This is a genomic window from Mesorhizobium sp. M4A.F.Ca.ET.022.05.2.1, from assembly GCF_003998845.1.
Lineage (GTDB): Bacteria > Pseudomonadota > Alphaproteobacteria > Rhizobiales > Rhizobiaceae > Mesorhizobium.
On the sequence record NZ_RZOJ01000131.1, the window covers coordinates 1 to 13,907 of the forward strand.

Below are 13,907 nucleotides of genomic sequence, written 5' to 3' on the forward strand. Positions count from 1 at the left end.
GCGTGCCAATGCGCGAGGGCAGCGACTTCAGGAACCAGATATGGGCGACGGGCGCGGCGAGCTCGATATGGCCCATGCGCTCGCGGCGCACGCGCGACAGCGTGACTTCGACGCCGCACTTCTCGCAGATGACGCCCTTGTACTTCATGCGCTTGTACTTGCCGCACAGGCATTCATAGTCCTTGATCGGACCGAAAATGCGCGCGCAGAACAGGCCGTCACGCTCCGGCTTGAAGGTGCGGTAGTTGATGGTCTCCGGCTTCTTGATCTCGCCGAACGACCAGGACAGAATCTTCTCAGGGCTGGCGAGCGATATCCGGATGGAATCGAACACCTGCGCCGGCGCCTGGGGGTTGAAGAGATTCATGACCTCTTGGTTCATGCCGTTCTCCTTTTCGGGGTCCTCGAAAACCCCTTGCATCTAACGCGGGCCGAATGCCCGCAGACTGGTCGGCCCACCGGCCGAGGAATTTGATCGGCGCGCCGCGACCTTGCGCGGCGCGCCATAGCCTTACTCGGCAGCGTCGGGCAGCTGCACCGGCGCGTCGTCGAACTTGGTGTTCTCCAGTTCGACATTGAGGCCGAGCGACCGCATCTCCTTGACGAGAACGTTGAAGCTCTCGGGGATACCGGCCTCGAACGTGTCGTCGCCTCTGACGATCGCTTCATAGACCTTGGTGCGTCCGGCGACGTCGTCCGACTTCACCGTCAGCATCTCTTGCAGCGTGTAGGCGGCGCCATAGGCTTCCAGCGCCCAGACCTCCATTTCGCCGAAGCGCTGGCCGCCGAACTGCGCCTTGCCGCCCAGCGGCTGCTGGGTGACCAGCGAGTATGGACCGATCGAACGCGCGTGGATCTTGTCGTCCACCAGGTGGTGAAGCTTGAGCATGTAGATGTAGCCCATCGTCACCTTGCGATCGAACGGCTCGCCGGTGCGGCCGTCATAGAGCTGCGACTGACCGCTGGTGTGCAGGCCAGCCTGCTCCAGCATGGTGTTGATGTCGGCCTCATGCGCGCCGTCGAACACCGGGGTCGCGATGGAGACGCCACGGCGCATCTGCTCGCTCAGGCGAATGATGCTCTCGTCGTCATACTCGCGGATCGGCTCGTTGCGGTCGTTGGAAGGCATGAAGCTTTCCAGCGTCTTGCGCAGCGGCTTGATGTCGCCACCCGCCTTGTACGCGTCGATCAGCTCGCCGATCTTCCTGCCCATGCCGGCGCAAGCCCAGCCCAGATGCGTCTCCAGGATCTGGCCGACGTTCATGCGGCTGGGCACACCCAGCGGGTTGAGCACGATATCGGCATGCGTGCCGTCCTCGAGGAACGGCATGTCCTCGACCGGAACAATACGCGACACGACACCCTTGTTGCCGTGACGGCCGGCCATCTTGTCGCCCGGCTGCATCTTGCGCTTCACCGCCACGAAGACCTTGACCATCTTCATGACGCCCGGAGGCATCTCGTCGCCGCGCTGCACCTTCTCGACCTTGTCCATGAAGCGCTGCTCGAGCGCCTTCTTGGAGTCGTCGTACTGGCCGCGCAGGGCTTCCAGTTCGCTCTGGAGCTTTTCGTTCTCCACCGCGAACTGCCACCACTGCGAGCGCGGATACTCGTCAAGCGTGTCCTTCGACAGTTTCGAGCCCTTCTTGAAGCCCTTCGGCCCGGCGATCGCATCCTTGCCGACAAGCATGTCGGATAGGCGCGAATAGACGTTGCGATCGAGGATCGCCTGCTCGTCGTCGCGGTCCTTGGCCAGGCGCTCGATCTCCTCGCGCTCGATCGCCATGGCGCGCTCGTCCTTCTCCACGCCGTGGCGGTTGAAGACGCGCACTTCGACAACCGTGCCGAAGGTCCCCGGAGGCATGCGCATCGAAGTGTCGCGCACGTCGGAAGCCTTTTCACCGAAGATGGCGCGCAAGAGCTTCTCTTCCGGCGTCATCGGGCTTTCGCCCTTCGGCGTGATCTTGCCGACCAGGATGTCGCCCGGCTGCACTTCCGCGCCGATGTAGACGATGCCGGCTTCGTCGAGGTTCTTCAGCGCCTCTTCCGAAACGTTCGGAATGTCGCGCGTGATTTCCTCCGGCCCGAGCTTGGTGTCGCGCGCCATGACCTCGAACTCCTCGATGTGGATCGAGGTGAAGACGTCGTCGGCGACGATGCGCTCGGACAAGAGGATCGAGTCCTCGTAGTTATAGCCGTTCCACGGCATGAACGCGACCAGCACGTTGCGGCCGAGCGCCAGATCGCCGAGCTCGGTCGACGGACCATCGGCGATGATGTCGCCCTTGTTGACGCGGTCGCCCATGCGCACCAGCGGACGCTGGTTGATGCAGGTGTTCTGGTTCGAACGCTGGAACTTCATCAGCCGGTAGATGTCGACGCCGGACTTGCCGGGATCGAGATCTTCCGTGGCGCGGATGACGATACGCGTCGCGTCCACCTGGTCGACGATGCCGCCGCGGCGGGCGCCGATGGCGGCGCCCGAGTCACGGGCGACGATCGGCTCCATGCCGGTGCCGACGAACGGCGCCTCGGCGCGCACCAGCGGCACGGCCTGACGCTGCATGTTCGAGCCCATCAGCGCGCGGTTGGCGTCGTCGTTCTCGAGGAACGGGATGAGCGCCGCCGCCACCGAAACCATCTGCTTCGGCGACACGTCCATCAGATCGACGTTCTCGCGCGGCGCCATCATCACTTCGCCGGCGTTGCGGCAGATGACGAATTCGTCAACGAAGCCGCCATTCTTGTCGAGCTCGGCGTTGGCCTGCGCGACATGGTGCTTGGCTTCTTCCATCGCCGACAGGTAGACGACCTCGTTGGTCAGCTTGCCGTTGACGATCTTGCGGTACGGGCTCTCGATGAAGCCGTACTTGTTGACGCGCGCGAAGGTCGCCAGCGAGTTGATCAGACCGATATTCGGGCCTTCCGGCGTCTCGATCGGGCAGATGCGGCCGTAATGCGTCGGATGCACGTCGCGCACCTCGAAGCCGGCGCGCTCGCGCGTCAGACCGCCCGGTCCAAGCGCCGAAAGGCGGCGCTTGTGGGTGATCTCCGACAGCGGGTTGGTCTGGTCCATGAACTGCGACAGCTGCGAGGAACCGAAGAACTCGCGCACGGCGGCGGCCGCCGGCTTGGCGTTGATCAGGTCCTGCGGCATCACCGTGTCGATCTCGATCGAGGACATGCGTTCCTTGATCGCGCGCTCCATGCGCAGCAGGCCGACGCGGTACTGGTTTTCCATCAGCTCGCCGACCGAGCGCACGCGGCGGTTGCCGAGATTGTCGATGTCGTCGATCTCGCCCTTGCCGTCGCGCAGTTCCACCAGTGTCTTGACCACGGCCAGGATGTCTTCCTTGCGCAGCACACGCACCGTATCCTCGGCCTTGAGCTCGAGGCGCATGTTCATCTTGACGCGGCCGACGGCCGACAGGTCATAGCGTTCGCTGTCGAAGAACAGCGAGTTGAACATGGCTTCGGCGGTCTCGAGCGTCGGCGGCTCGCCCGGGCGCATGACGCGGTAGATGTCGAACAGCGCGTCCTGCCGGCTCTCGTTCTTGTCGACGGCGAGAGTGTTGCGGATGTAGGCGCCGACATTGACGTGGTCGATGTCGAGGATCTGGATTTCCTGCTCGCCGGTGCCGAGCAGCACCTTCAGCGTCTTGTCGTCGATCTCGTCGCCGGCCTCGAGGAATATCTCGCCGGTGGCGTAGTTGACGATGTCCTCGGCGAGGTAGTTGCCGAGCAGATCCTCGTCAGTCGCCTTGATCGCCTTCAGGCCCTTTTCGCCGAGCTGGCGGGCCTGGCGCGCGGTGATCTTCTTGCCGGCCTCGATGACGATCTCGCCGGTGTCGGCATCGACGAGGTCGCCGACGGCCTTGAGGCCGCGGAAGCGCTCGACGTTGAAGGGAATGCGCCAGTGGTCGCCGGCGCGCTTGTAGGTGATCTTGTTGTAGAAGGTCGACAGGATCTCCTCGCCGTCCATGCCGAGCGCCATCAGCAGCGACGTCACCGGGATCTTGCGGCGGCGGTCGATGCGGGCGTGCACGACGTCCTTGGAGTCGAACTCGATGTCGAGCCACGAGCCGCGATAGGGAATGACGCGCGCGGCAAACAGGAGCTTGCCCGACGAGTGCGACTTGCCCTTGTCATGGTCGAAGAAGACGCCCGGCGAGCGGTGCATCTGCGAGACGATGACGCGCTCGGTGCCGTTGACGATGAAGGTGCCGTTGGACGTCATGAGCGGCATGTCGCCCATGTAGACGTCCTGCTCCTTGATGTCCTTGATCGACTTCGCGCCGGTATCCTCGTCGATATCGAACACGATGAGGCGCAGCGTCACCTTCAGCGGCGCGGCATAGGTCAGGTCGCGCTGACGGCATTCGTCAACGTCGAATTTCGGTCCTTCGAACTCGTACTTCACGAACTCCAGCATCGAGGAGCCGGAAAAATCGGAGATCGGGAAGACCGACTTGAAAACGGCCTGCAGTCCCTCATCGGGACGGCCGCCCTTGGGCTCGTCCACCATCAGGAACTGGTCGTAGGATGCCTTCTGAACCTCGATCAGGTTCGGCATCTCCGCAACTTCCGGGATCTTTCCGAAGAACTTGCGTACGCGTCTGCGGCCATTGAAAGTCTGGGTCTGGGCCATCGTCGCTCCTTAGCTCGATTCTCGGGGCGAACCTCGCCGCGGCTCGCCTTGCATTCCGGGCCGCCTCGGCGGCAGCCCCTGATCTGTTTTCCCGCCGCCAGTCGGCGGCCGGTTAAAACGGGAGAAAACCCGTTTCCTGAAGGCCGTTCCGCGGCCCTCAGGAAAGAGGTTTCCGTACCTCTCGCGCTCTTTGGCTCCCTTGACGTCAAGGGAGTGGCGGGCGGCGCGAGGCCGCCCGCCTCAACCAAAGCTTACTTCAGCTCAACCTTGGCGCCGGCTGCTTCCAGCTGCGCCTTGAACTTGTCGGCATCGGCCTTGGAAACGCCTTCCTTGACCGGCTTCGGAGCCGCTTCGACCAGGTCCTTGGCTTCCTTGAGGCCAAGGCCGGTGATGGCGCGGACTTCCTTGATGACGTTGATCTTCTGGGCGCCGGCGTCGGCGAGAACGACGTCGAATTCCGTCTTCTCTTCGGCCGGAGCGGCGGCAGCGGCACCAGCGCCGCCAGCAGCGGCAACCGCCACCGGAGCGGCAGCCGAAACGCCCCACTTCTCTTCCAGGAGCTTCGACAGCTCAGCCGCCTCGAGGACGGTCAGCTTCGAAAGGTCGTCTACGATCTTTGCGAGATCAGCCATTTGCATATTCCTTCGTAAGGTTCGAACGTGTGTTTGTGATAGCGAGGAACGGCCTCATGCCGCCTCGTCCTTCCGGGCGTAAGCGCCGATGACGCGCGCGACCGAAGCCGCGGGTGCATTGACGATCTGGGCGATCCGGGTTGCCGGCGTGGCGATCATGCCAACCAGCTTGGCGCGCAGCTCGTCGAGCGACGGCAGTGTGGCGAGTGCCTTCACACCGTCGGCGTTGAGCGAGGTGGTGCCCATTGCGCCGCCGAGAATGACGAGCTTGTCATTTCCCTTGGCGAAATCGGACGCGACCTTCGGCGCCGCAATCGGATCCTCCGAATAAGCGACCAGCGTCTGTCCCTTGAACAGGTCGATGATCGATGCGGAGTCCGTGCCCTGAAGAGCGATTTTGGCGAGACGGTTCTTCGCGACTTTGACGGTGCCACCGGCGGCGCGCATCTTCGACCGAAGGTCGTTCATTTGCGCGACGGTGATACCAGCGTAGTGGGCCACGACAACTGAACCCGCGTTCGAAAACGCATCATTCAGGCCCGTGACGAGTTCGCGTTTTTCCGCTCTGTCCACTGCCTATCTCCAGTTGACCCCTGCCCCATCAATGGGAACATTCCCATTCACGATGACAGGCGTCGGGTTGCCTTTTGCCGGCCGGGCCATCCAGTAACGGATCTCCCGAACGACGCTCGAGGATCCTGCCCCCTTTCGCCACACCAATCGGCAGGCCGAATGGTGCGCAGACAAAAGGCAAACACGGTTCGAACCTTTCATTGGAGCTTCTCGCTCCTTTGTCGGGTCTTCACCCGTCTCATGCAGGCCCACATGAATTAAGGCTGTTGGGCCGCCTGCAATCTCGGACAGGATATCCGGAAGCCTTTCGGCCTCCGGGGTACCGGGCCGCCGACGGATCGGAGGCCCGGAATTCTTTGCGGATCAGCCTGTTAGCGGCCGATCAGAACAGTTCGTATCAGGACGCGGCGAGCGTCGCGATGTCGAGCTTGAGGCCGGGCCCCATCGTCGAGGTGACCGACACCTTCTTGACGTAGTTGCCCTTGGCGCCGGACGGCTTGGCCTTGTTCACCGCATCGGCGAAGGCGCGCACATTCTCTTCCAGCGCCTTGACGTCGAACGAAATCTTGCCGACGCCGGCATGGACGATGCCGGCCTTCTCGACGCGGAACTCCACGGCGCCGCCCTTCGAGGCCTTGACGGCAGCGGCGACATCGGTGGTCACCGTGCCGACCTTCGGGTTCGGCATCATGCCGCGCGGGCCGAGCACCTTACCGAGACGACCGACCAGCGGCATCATATCCGGCGTCGCGATGCAGCGATCGAAATCGATCGTGCCCTTTTGGACGATGTCGACCAGATCCTCGGCGCCAACGATATCGGCGCCGGCGGCCTTGGCTTCCTCGGCCTTGTCGCCGCGCGCGAACACGGCCACACGCACCGAGCGGCCGGTGCCGTTCGGCAGATTGACCACGCCGCGGACCATCTGGTCGGCATGGCGCGGGTCGACGCCGAGATTCATCGCGACTTCGATGGTCTCGTCGAACTTCACCGAGGACCGCTCCTTGAGCAGCTTCAGCGCCTCAGAGAGCGCGTAGGACTTGTTCGGATCGATGCCTTCGCGGGTCTTGGCGATACGCTTTGCAATCTTTGCCATGATCTTCAGCCCACCACTTCCAGACCCATCGAGCGGGCAGAGCCCTCGACCATGCGCATGGCCGCTTCGACGTCGTTTGCGTTCAGGTCCTTCATCTTCTGCTCGGCGATCGCGCGCACCTTGTCGCGGCTGATCGTGCCGGCCTTGACCTTGCCCGGCTCCTTCGAGCCCGACTTCAGGTTGGCGGCCTTCTTCAGGAAGTAGCTCACCGGCGGCGTCTTCATGACGAAGGTGAACGACTTGTCCTGGTAGTAGGTGATGACGACCGGGATCGGCGACCCCTTTTCCAGCTCCTGGGTCTGCGCGTTGAACGCCTTGCAGAACTCCATGATGTTGATGCCGCGCTGACCAAGCGCCGGGCCGATCGGGGGCGACGGCGTAGCCGAGCCCGCGGCAACCTGGAGCTTGAGCTGGCCTGCAACTTTCTTAGCCATCTCTATTCCTGCCTTTTCTCATGCCGGTCCCACTGTCAGGGAAGCACCGGCGGTTGCAGTCTGGTGGTGCGGTTCCCGCGGCCGGCTAAAGCCGCGTTCGCCTCCCACCCGTTCATGGCCGCGCGATCTTCGCGCCGCCTTCCCTGAGCCGTAGCGGCGCAGGGCATCCCGACGCCTTTCGGCGCGGGTATTCGGATCAGCCCTTTTCGACCTGTCCGAATTCGAGATCGACGGGCACAGCGCGCCCGAAGATCGAAACTTCCACCTTGAGCCGCGCCCGCTCCTCGTCCACTTCCTGGACGAAACCGTTGAACGACGCGAACGGGCCGTCCGAGACGCGGATCGCCTCGCCGATCTCGAAAGTGACCGAGGGCTTCGGCCGCTCGACGCCTTCCTGCACCTGGTTCAGGATGCGCTGCGCCTCGGTCTCGGTGATCGGCACGGGCTTGGAGTCGCCCAGGAAGCCCGTCACCTTCGGCGTGTTCTTGACCAGCGAGAACACTGCATCGGTCAGGTTGGCCTTGAGCAGCACATAGCCTGGGAAGAACTTGCGCTCGGCATCGACCTTGCGGCCACGGCGTATCTCCACGACCTTCTCTGTCGGCACCACGATCTGCTCGATGTCACCGGATAGGCCCTTCTGCTTGGCCTTGTTCTCGATGTCCTCGGCGACCTTCTTCTCAAAGTTCGAATAGGCGTGGACGATGTACCACCGCGCAGTCATTTCACGACTTCTCCGTAATCGCCGGACTTAGCGTCCCAGCCCCAGAATCCACTCGATCGCGTAGCCCATGGCTATGTCGGCGGTGAAGAAAAAGATCATCGCGATGACCGCGAACACCAGGACCATCACCGTCGAGATCATCGTTTCGCGTCGCGACGGCCAGGTCACCTTGGCGGTCTCCGCGCGAACCTGCTGGAGAAAGGTGAAAGGGTTTGTGGTTTTCGAAGCCATATGCCGCTCTGTCTTCAAGACCCGTTGGCCGGGTCTCCTGGATGATCCCGCAGGCCGGGACATGCCGCTCGGACTTCATGGCGGCGCCGAATCAGCGCATCCATTTCGCCCATGCAAATCGGACGCGTAAAGCCGGCTTCCCAGCTCCACGCGTCGCGTGTCTGTTCTGTCTACATAAAACCGATTCTTGATCCACGCAAGTGGCAAGTGTCCGCTTTATGGCCAAACGCCGCCTCGGAACCATCCAGTCGTTCCGTCCCGGCTATGGGCGCCTTATGCCCCAGTTCCCACCAAATGGCAAGCCACCCATGGGTTTTCAAGGACCAGGTGGGCTATCGACGATATTGAAATCGGCCATTTCGGGAAAATGGCACGGGCAGCAGGGCTCGAACCTACGACCTGCGGTTTTGGAGACCGCCGCTCTACCAACTGAGCTATGCCCGTACACGCGCGTTTCGGCGCAGGCGCTTCCTAAAAGCTTCCGGGCGCTCTGTAAAGAGTGGTCTGCGGTCGATTCATATCCTTTGCCAGAAATCCGGATAGGTAACGACCAGCCCCTCCCGATCAACCTCGATTTCCCGCCGGAAGCCACTCCTGAGTGACTCATAGAGATAGCGTCTGTCCTCATCGAGACATGTGTAGCGCTGCGGGCTTTTGACGATCCTCAGCTCCGGCAATTCGATGAAGGCCGCCGCGATCTCGGCGCTTTCGCCAGGCTTCAGTCGCAGCCGCCGGATCGGCAGCGTGTTGGTGAAGGGCGTGACGGTGAGATCGGGGTCGAGCGCCCCGGTCAGTTCCGGAATCGGAGCACCGTCCTTCGACCAGTTGCCCATTCCATCCGTCTCGAGCCGGAAGCGCCCGCCGCCGACGATGCCGACCTCGACCTCCCTGGCGCGCCAGTCGGGGTCGCATGAAATGCGGTAGTGGACCGCGAACGGCGCATGGTCGGCCGAGATCGCCACGGACTCTGCCGATATCCCACCGGAGTCCTGCCTCAGGACGAGGTGTTCGATGCCAAGGCCCTGCCACTGCCGCCATCGGACGATCGTGCTCCGAGCCCGGTCCGCCACTGCTACGATTTCCCAACCGGCGGCTTGTACGGTCCGCCGGGCACGCCCCAGCCCCAGGCGGGCATCGGCTCCGTCTCGGGGTCGCAGGTCTCGCCGAGATTGGAGTTCATCTTCGCCAGCCGCGATCCCCATTCGACATAGCCCATGAAGGCGGAGCGGAATTCGGGATCGTCGGGCAGGCCGACCTCGTCGGCGGCATCGGCGAGAAGATTGATCCAACGCCGCCGCTGTTCCTCGCTCAGGTGCTTGCCGAGATGATGCATCACCATCTCGCGGTGGCCGCCATGCTTTTCGCTGTAGGTCTTCGGTCCGCCGAAAACCTCGCCGATAAAGGCCGCGACATGGGCGGGATGATCCGGCGACATATGCCTGAACACCGGGCCTACGATCGGATCGCGCGCCACCTTGTCGTAGAAGGTCTGCGTCAGGCGGCTCAACGCCTCGGCGCCGCCGGCCCATTCGAACAGTGTCGGGATATTCTCGCTCATCATCGATCCTCGCCTGTCGGTTGCCGCGCACGATAGCGGAAAGATCAAAGACGGCTCAACCTGCCTCGATGGCCAGTTCGCCTCCAGAGCCAAAACCAATCACTCTGAGCGACCGAGTTCGACTCGTTGCATCCGTCAGTTCCTTGCCTAATTCACGCCATGACCAACTGCGGTCTTCCAGATTTTCTTGCGCTGTGTGATTTTCACCTGCTGCGACTTTGAAAGGACACAAGTCATGCAGTCGATAGACAATCCTTTGGCGGTGATCCGGTCGCTTGGCGCGATTGACGGCCTCCGGATACTCGACGTCGGCTGTGGTAGCGGCGGACTGGCCAAGCAGCTCTGCGCTGCAGGCGCGATTGTTTCGGGAATCGACCCTGGGCACCAGGCAGTCAAAGCCGCCGCCGCTACCGTACCATCGGCCAGCTTCACAATAGCCGTGGCAGAGAGCTTGCCATTTGAGCCGTCATCCTTTGATCGTGTCCTGATGGTGAATACCCTGCACCATGTGCCGCAATCCAGCATGTTTGCGGCTCTGATCGAAGCAATGCGTGTCCTCACGCCTGACGGAATGCTGATCGTGATCGAGCCGACAGCCAGCGGAAACTTCTTTGAAGCGCTGCGTCTGGTCGAGGACGAAACGCTCGTTCGGGTGGCGGCGCAGACAGCAATGGACGCGGCCGATGCTGGCGGCAGCATCCGTCGCGTGCGAACCTTAACCTACATACGCAGCGAAAAATTCGACACGCCGGACCAGTTCCTTGAGCGCATCGTAGCCGTTGATCCAACGCGAGGGGATGTGGTCAAACAGAAGCATCGGTCAATCGTCATGGCGATCGAGGCCGCCGCTCAAAGTGATGCAGAGGGGAAGCTGGTTTTCGAACAGCCTATCAAGGTGGACATTTTCAGACGCCCGACCGAGAAGGTCCCCCCTAACGATCACGATTTCGACCTTTGATGAGTGGCGGCCTGTGGTGGCTGCCGGTCGCTTGGGGTTTCACTCTCTAGAGTTTGGCGGGCGCCTCGGCCTGGGCATTGGGCGACGGCGCCACGCGGCAGTTCTCGGGCTTCGGCGTCGCGGCGCAGATGGTGGCGCCGGTCAGCGCGTCGACCGATTGCGGTCCAGTCGTCAGCCCGACCTTCAGCATCATCTCCGGCTCGAGTTGGCGATGGCTGGAATAGAGCACCGACTGCATTGCCGCGAAAAGGTCGCTCCCGATCGCCATGTCTTCGAGGTAGGTCCTGACCTGCTTCTCCATCCCGAGCGAATGCACGCTGAGCCGCGCCCGCGGGCCGACAAGCCGCCGGACACCGCCGGCAAGCATGATCGCGCAGGCTGAATTGCATACGCCTTCGGCATCGACGGTAAGCCCGGCGCGAGCTTCGCTGTCGGCCGCGCAATCCCGCGCTGTCAAATCACAGCCGACGAAATCGGTCCGGGCAATGGCGACGTCGAGTTTGTGCTCGCGGATCAGCCGGCCAGCCGCGAGCGCTCCCAGCACGTCGCCGCCGGGCGAGTTGATCACCAAGGGCAGCCTGCGCCGGCCAATGCTGTCGAGCATGTCACGCAGCCGCTCCGGGGTGTAAGCTGTGATCGTGCCTTCGGCCGAGATCCATTCGGGGCAATCCGGATTGCAGAGCGGATTGCTGCCGCGAACCACGACGAAGCGCATGTCCTCGTCGCGCTTGACGATCTCCTGCCTGGCCGCAGTGGCGGGTGCAGGCTTGACCTTGGCGGCCACGGCGGCGGCCGGCGCCGCATCCTTGTTCGCTGGTATCTCACGGCAATTTGCCGGCTCCGGCCTCGCCTTGCAGATGGCGGCGGCGGTGAGGAGGTCGACCGAATCCATGCTGGTGACGAGGTCCATCCGCAGCATGGTTTCGAGGGCCAGCTGATGGATATCGCTGGCCGGCGTGTTCTTCATCGTTGTGAGCACGTCCTCGCCAACGCCCATCTCCCGGAAATAGGCGGCCAGCCTCTTCTCCACCGCCTTGCTCATCTCGTAGGTCTTATAACTGCCGGCATTCTTGCGGCTGACGACCTTCGTGCTGATGACCTTCTTCTTGCCGTTCACCACCTTGTATGTGGTTCGGTAGAGCAGTTTCGTCCTGATGTAGGTCGTGGTGATCTGGTGCACGCCGAGATACGCCCATTCGCCGACGACGCGACGTACGCCGCCGGCAAACATCAGCGGACAGGCGGAATTGCAGATGGCGCCGCTGGCATAAGGTTCGCCGAAATAGCCGGCGTCCCTGCCCTTGTTGGCCGTGCAATCCTTGTCGTCCGGCATGCAGCCGTCGAACCAGGTCTTACCGACGGCGATATCCAGCCCGCTCCTGCGGATCAGCCGGCCGAGCGTCAGCGCCGCGTCGACATTGCCGCCGGGAGAATCCACCACGATCGGCAGCTTTCGCCCGCCAAGCCGCTTGAGCATGCGCTTGAGCAGCGCCGGCGTGCCAGCTTCGATCGTGCCTTCCGCCGAAATCCACTCGGGACAGTTGGGTTCGCACCCTACTGCGTTGCTGCGCACGACGACGAAGCGCATCGGCGGACCGCGATCGGACTCTTTCGCGCCAGCAGCAAGGCTGCAATTGCCCATAGCAAGCAGCAGCACCAGGCAGACCAGCCCCAGTGCCCACCATGCCTGTCCCGTTGAACGGCGCCCTGCAACCACGTCCGTAAGCCCCTTGATGGAACCTATACTAGTTGCGGCGCCGAAGCTTGCAACAGGCTTGAGTCAGCTCGGTAAACTATAGCAATTCGCACAGGCGAAAACGAAAAAGGGCGGCCCGAAGACCGCCCTTTTCTTATCGAACCAGCGAATGCCGGATCGATTATTCTTTGATGGTGACGACGATGCCGGCACCGACGGTGCGGCCGCCTTCACGGATGGCGAAGCGCAGCTTCTCTTCCATGGCGATCGGCACGATCAGCTCGACGTCGACGGTGATGTTGTCGCCAGGCATCACCATCTCGGTGCCCGCCGGCAGCGTCACGATGCCGGTCACGTCGGTGGTGCGGAAGTAGAACTGCGGGCGGTAGTTGGTGAAGAACGGCGTGTGGCGGCCGCCCTCGTCCTTGGTCAGGATGTAGGCTTCGGCCACGAACTTCTTGTGCGGCTTCACCGAACCCGGCTTGGCCAGAACCTGGCCGCGCTCAACGCCCTCACGGTCGACGCCACGCAGCAGCGCGCCGATGTTGTCGCCAGCCTGGCCCTGGTCGAGCAGCTTGCGGAACATCTCGACGCCCGTGCAGGTCGTCTTGGTCGTCGGACGGATGCCGACGATCTCGAGTTCTTCGCCGACCTTGACCACGCCGCGCTCGACGCGGCCGGTCACAACGGTGCCGCGGCCCGAGATCGAGAACACGTCCTCGATCGGCATTAGGAACGGCTTGTCCAGCGGACGCACCGGCGTCGGGATGTAGGCGTCGACCTGCGCCATCAGCTCGCGGATCGCGTCCTCGCCGATGGTCTTGTTGGAGTCCTCAAGCGCCGCCAGCGCCGAGCCCTTGACGATCGGAATGTCGTCGCCGGGGAACTCGTTCTTGGTCAGGAGCTCGCGAACCTCGAGCTCGACCAGCTCAAGCAGCTCGGCGTCGTCAACCTGGTCGACCTTGTTCAGGAACACCACGATCGACGGCACGCCGACCTGGCGGGCGAGCAGGATGTGCTCGCGCGTCTGCGGCATCGGGCCGTCGGCGGCCGAAACGACCAGGATCGCGCCGTCCATCTGCGCCGCGCCGGTGATCATGTTCTTCACATAGTCGGCGTGGCCGGGGCAGTCGACGTGGGCATAGTGGCGGTTGGCCGTCTCGTATTCGACGTGCGCCGTCGAGATGGTGATGCCGCGCGCCTTCTCCTCGGGCGCCGCGTCGATCTGGTCATAGCGCTTGTATTCGCCAAAATACTTCGTGATCGCCGCCGTCAGCGACGTCTTGCCATGATCGACGTGGCCGATCGTGCCAATGTTCACATGCGGCTTGGTGCGCTCGAATTTACCTTTTGCCAT

General features: G+C 62.9%; 13 protein-coding genes and 1 tRNA gene. 1 reads left to right on the plus strand and 13 read right to left on the minus strand.

Annotated elements, in window-relative coordinates:
* The 11 genes from EN745_RS16235 to EN745_RS16285 form a co-directional block, all read right to left on the minus strand.
* On the minus strand, positions 1 to 382 hold a 382-nt coding region (locus EN745_RS16235), incomplete at its 3' end, for a hypothetical protein (RefSeq protein WP_145992046.1).
* Between the two features lie 129 nt (positions 383 to 511).
* Positions 512 to 4,648 (minus strand): DNA-directed RNA polymerase subunit beta, encoded by a 4,137-nt coding sequence (rpoB, locus tag EN745_RS16240; protein WP_127421747.1) that lies wholly within the window; start codon positions 4,646 to 4,648, stop codon positions 512 to 514.
* Positions 4,649 to 4,899: 251 nt separating this feature from the next.
* Positions 4,900 to 5,280 carry a 50S ribosomal protein L7/L12 gene (rplL, locus tag EN745_RS16245; RefSeq protein ID WP_059189560.1) on the minus strand — a complete coding sequence of 127 codons (381 nt, stop codon included), beginning with the start codon at positions 5,278 to 5,280 and terminating at the stop codon, positions 4,900 to 4,902.
* 54 nt (positions 5,281 to 5,334) lie between these two features.
* Positions 5,335 to 5,853 (minus strand): 50S ribosomal protein L10, encoded by a 519-nt coding sequence (gene rplJ / locus EN745_RS16250; protein WP_126054425.1) that lies wholly within the window; start codon positions 5,851 to 5,853, stop codon positions 5,335 to 5,337.
* Positions 5,854 to 6,250: 397 nt separating this feature from the next.
* Positions 6,251 to 6,949, minus strand: a complete 699-nt coding sequence (gene rplA / locus EN745_RS16255) for a 50S ribosomal protein L1 (RefSeq protein WP_126054424.1) — start codon at positions 6,947 to 6,949, stop codon at positions 6,251 to 6,253.
* Positions 6,950 to 6,954: 5 nt separating this feature from the next.
* On the minus strand, positions 6,955 to 7,383 hold the full coding sequence (gene rplK, locus EN745_RS16260) for a 50S ribosomal protein L11 (protein ID WP_095765524.1): 429 nt from the start codon (positions 7,381 to 7,383) through the stop codon (positions 6,955 to 6,957).
* A 196-nt stretch (positions 7,384 to 7,579) separates the two neighbouring features.
* Positions 7,580 to 8,107, minus strand: coding sequence for a transcription termination/antitermination protein NusG (nusG, locus tag EN745_RS16265; protein ID WP_126054423.1), 528 nt, complete (start codon positions 8,105 to 8,107; stop codon positions 7,580 to 7,582).
* Positions 8,108 to 8,134: 27 nt separating this feature from the next.
* Positions 8,135 to 8,338: a preprotein translocase subunit SecE gene (gene secE, locus EN745_RS16270; protein WP_126054422.1), complete on the minus strand. Its 204-nt coding sequence runs from the start codon at positions 8,336 to 8,338 to the stop codon at positions 8,135 to 8,137.
* A gap of 368 nt (positions 8,339 to 8,706) precedes the next feature.
* A tRNA-Trp gene (locus EN745_RS16275) sits at positions 8,707 to 8,782 on the minus strand.
* 71 nt (positions 8,783 to 8,853) lie between these two features.
* Positions 8,854 to 9,408, minus strand: coding sequence for a putative glycolipid-binding domain-containing protein (locus EN745_RS16280; protein ID WP_127421748.1), 555 nt, complete (start codon positions 9,406 to 9,408; stop codon positions 8,854 to 8,856).
* 2 nt (positions 9,409 to 9,410) lie between these two features.
* Complete coding sequence (locus EN745_RS16285) at positions 9,411 to 9,896, minus strand: group II truncated hemoglobin (RefSeq protein ID WP_127421749.1); 486 nt, start codon at positions 9,894 to 9,896, stop codon at positions 9,411 to 9,413.
* 235 nt (positions 9,897 to 10,131) lie between these two features.
* Here EN745_RS16285 and EN745_RS16290 point away from each other — a divergent pair, with 235 nt between their 5' ends.
* Complete coding sequence (locus EN745_RS16290; protein ID WP_127421750.1) at positions 10,132 to 10,854, plus strand: class I SAM-dependent methyltransferase; 723 nt, start codon at positions 10,132 to 10,134, stop codon at positions 10,852 to 10,854.
* Between the two features lie 46 nt (positions 10,855 to 10,900).
* Here EN745_RS16290 and EN745_RS16295 read toward each other — a convergent pair whose 3' ends face one another.
* On the minus strand, positions 10,901 to 12,496 hold the full coding sequence (locus tag EN745_RS16295; RefSeq protein ID WP_245487745.1) for a hypothetical protein: 1,596 nt from the start codon (positions 12,494 to 12,496) through the stop codon (positions 10,901 to 10,903).
* Between the two features lie 235 nt (positions 12,497 to 12,731).
* On the minus strand, positions 12,732 to 13,907 hold a 1,176-nt coding region (gene tuf, locus EN745_RS16300), incomplete at its 5' end, for an elongation factor Tu (RefSeq protein WP_095805843.1).

Excerpts from the sequence above, each read along its gene's own strand:
- rplL (WP_059189560.1), bottom strand. The coding sequence starts at position 5,280 with ATGGCTGATCTCGCAAAGATCGTAGACGACCTTTCGAAGCTGACCGTC.
- EN745_RS16295 (WP_245487745.1), bottom strand. The coding sequence starts at position 12,496 with ATGGGCAATTGCAGCCTTGCTGCTGGCGCGAAAGAGTCCGATCGCGGT.
- rpoB (WP_127421747.1), bottom strand. The coding sequence starts at position 4,648 with ATGGCCCAGACCCAGACTTTCAATGGCCGCAGACGCGTACGCAAGTTC.
- EN745_RS16285 (WP_127421749.1), bottom strand. The coding sequence starts at position 9,896 with ATGAGCGAGAATATCCCGACACTGTTCGAATGGGCCGGCGGCGCCGAG.
- rplK (WP_095765524.1), bottom strand. The coding sequence starts at position 7,383 with ATGGCTAAGAAAGTTGCAGGCCAGCTCAAGCTCCAGGTTGCCGCGGGC.
- rplA (WP_126054424.1), bottom strand. The coding sequence starts at position 6,949 with ATGGCAAAGATTGCAAAGCGTATCGCCAAGACCCGCGAAGGCATCGAT.
- nusG (WP_126054423.1), bottom strand. The coding sequence starts at position 8,107 with ATGACTGCGCGGTGGTACATCGTCCACGCCTATTCGAACTTTGAGAAG.
- secE (WP_126054422.1), bottom strand. The coding sequence starts at position 8,338 with ATGGCTTCGAAAACCACAAACCCTTTCACCTTTCTCCAGCAGGTTCGC.
- EN745_RS16290 (WP_127421750.1), top strand. The coding sequence starts at position 10,132 with ATGCAGTCGATAGACAATCCTTTGGCGGTGATCCGGTCGCTTGGCGCG.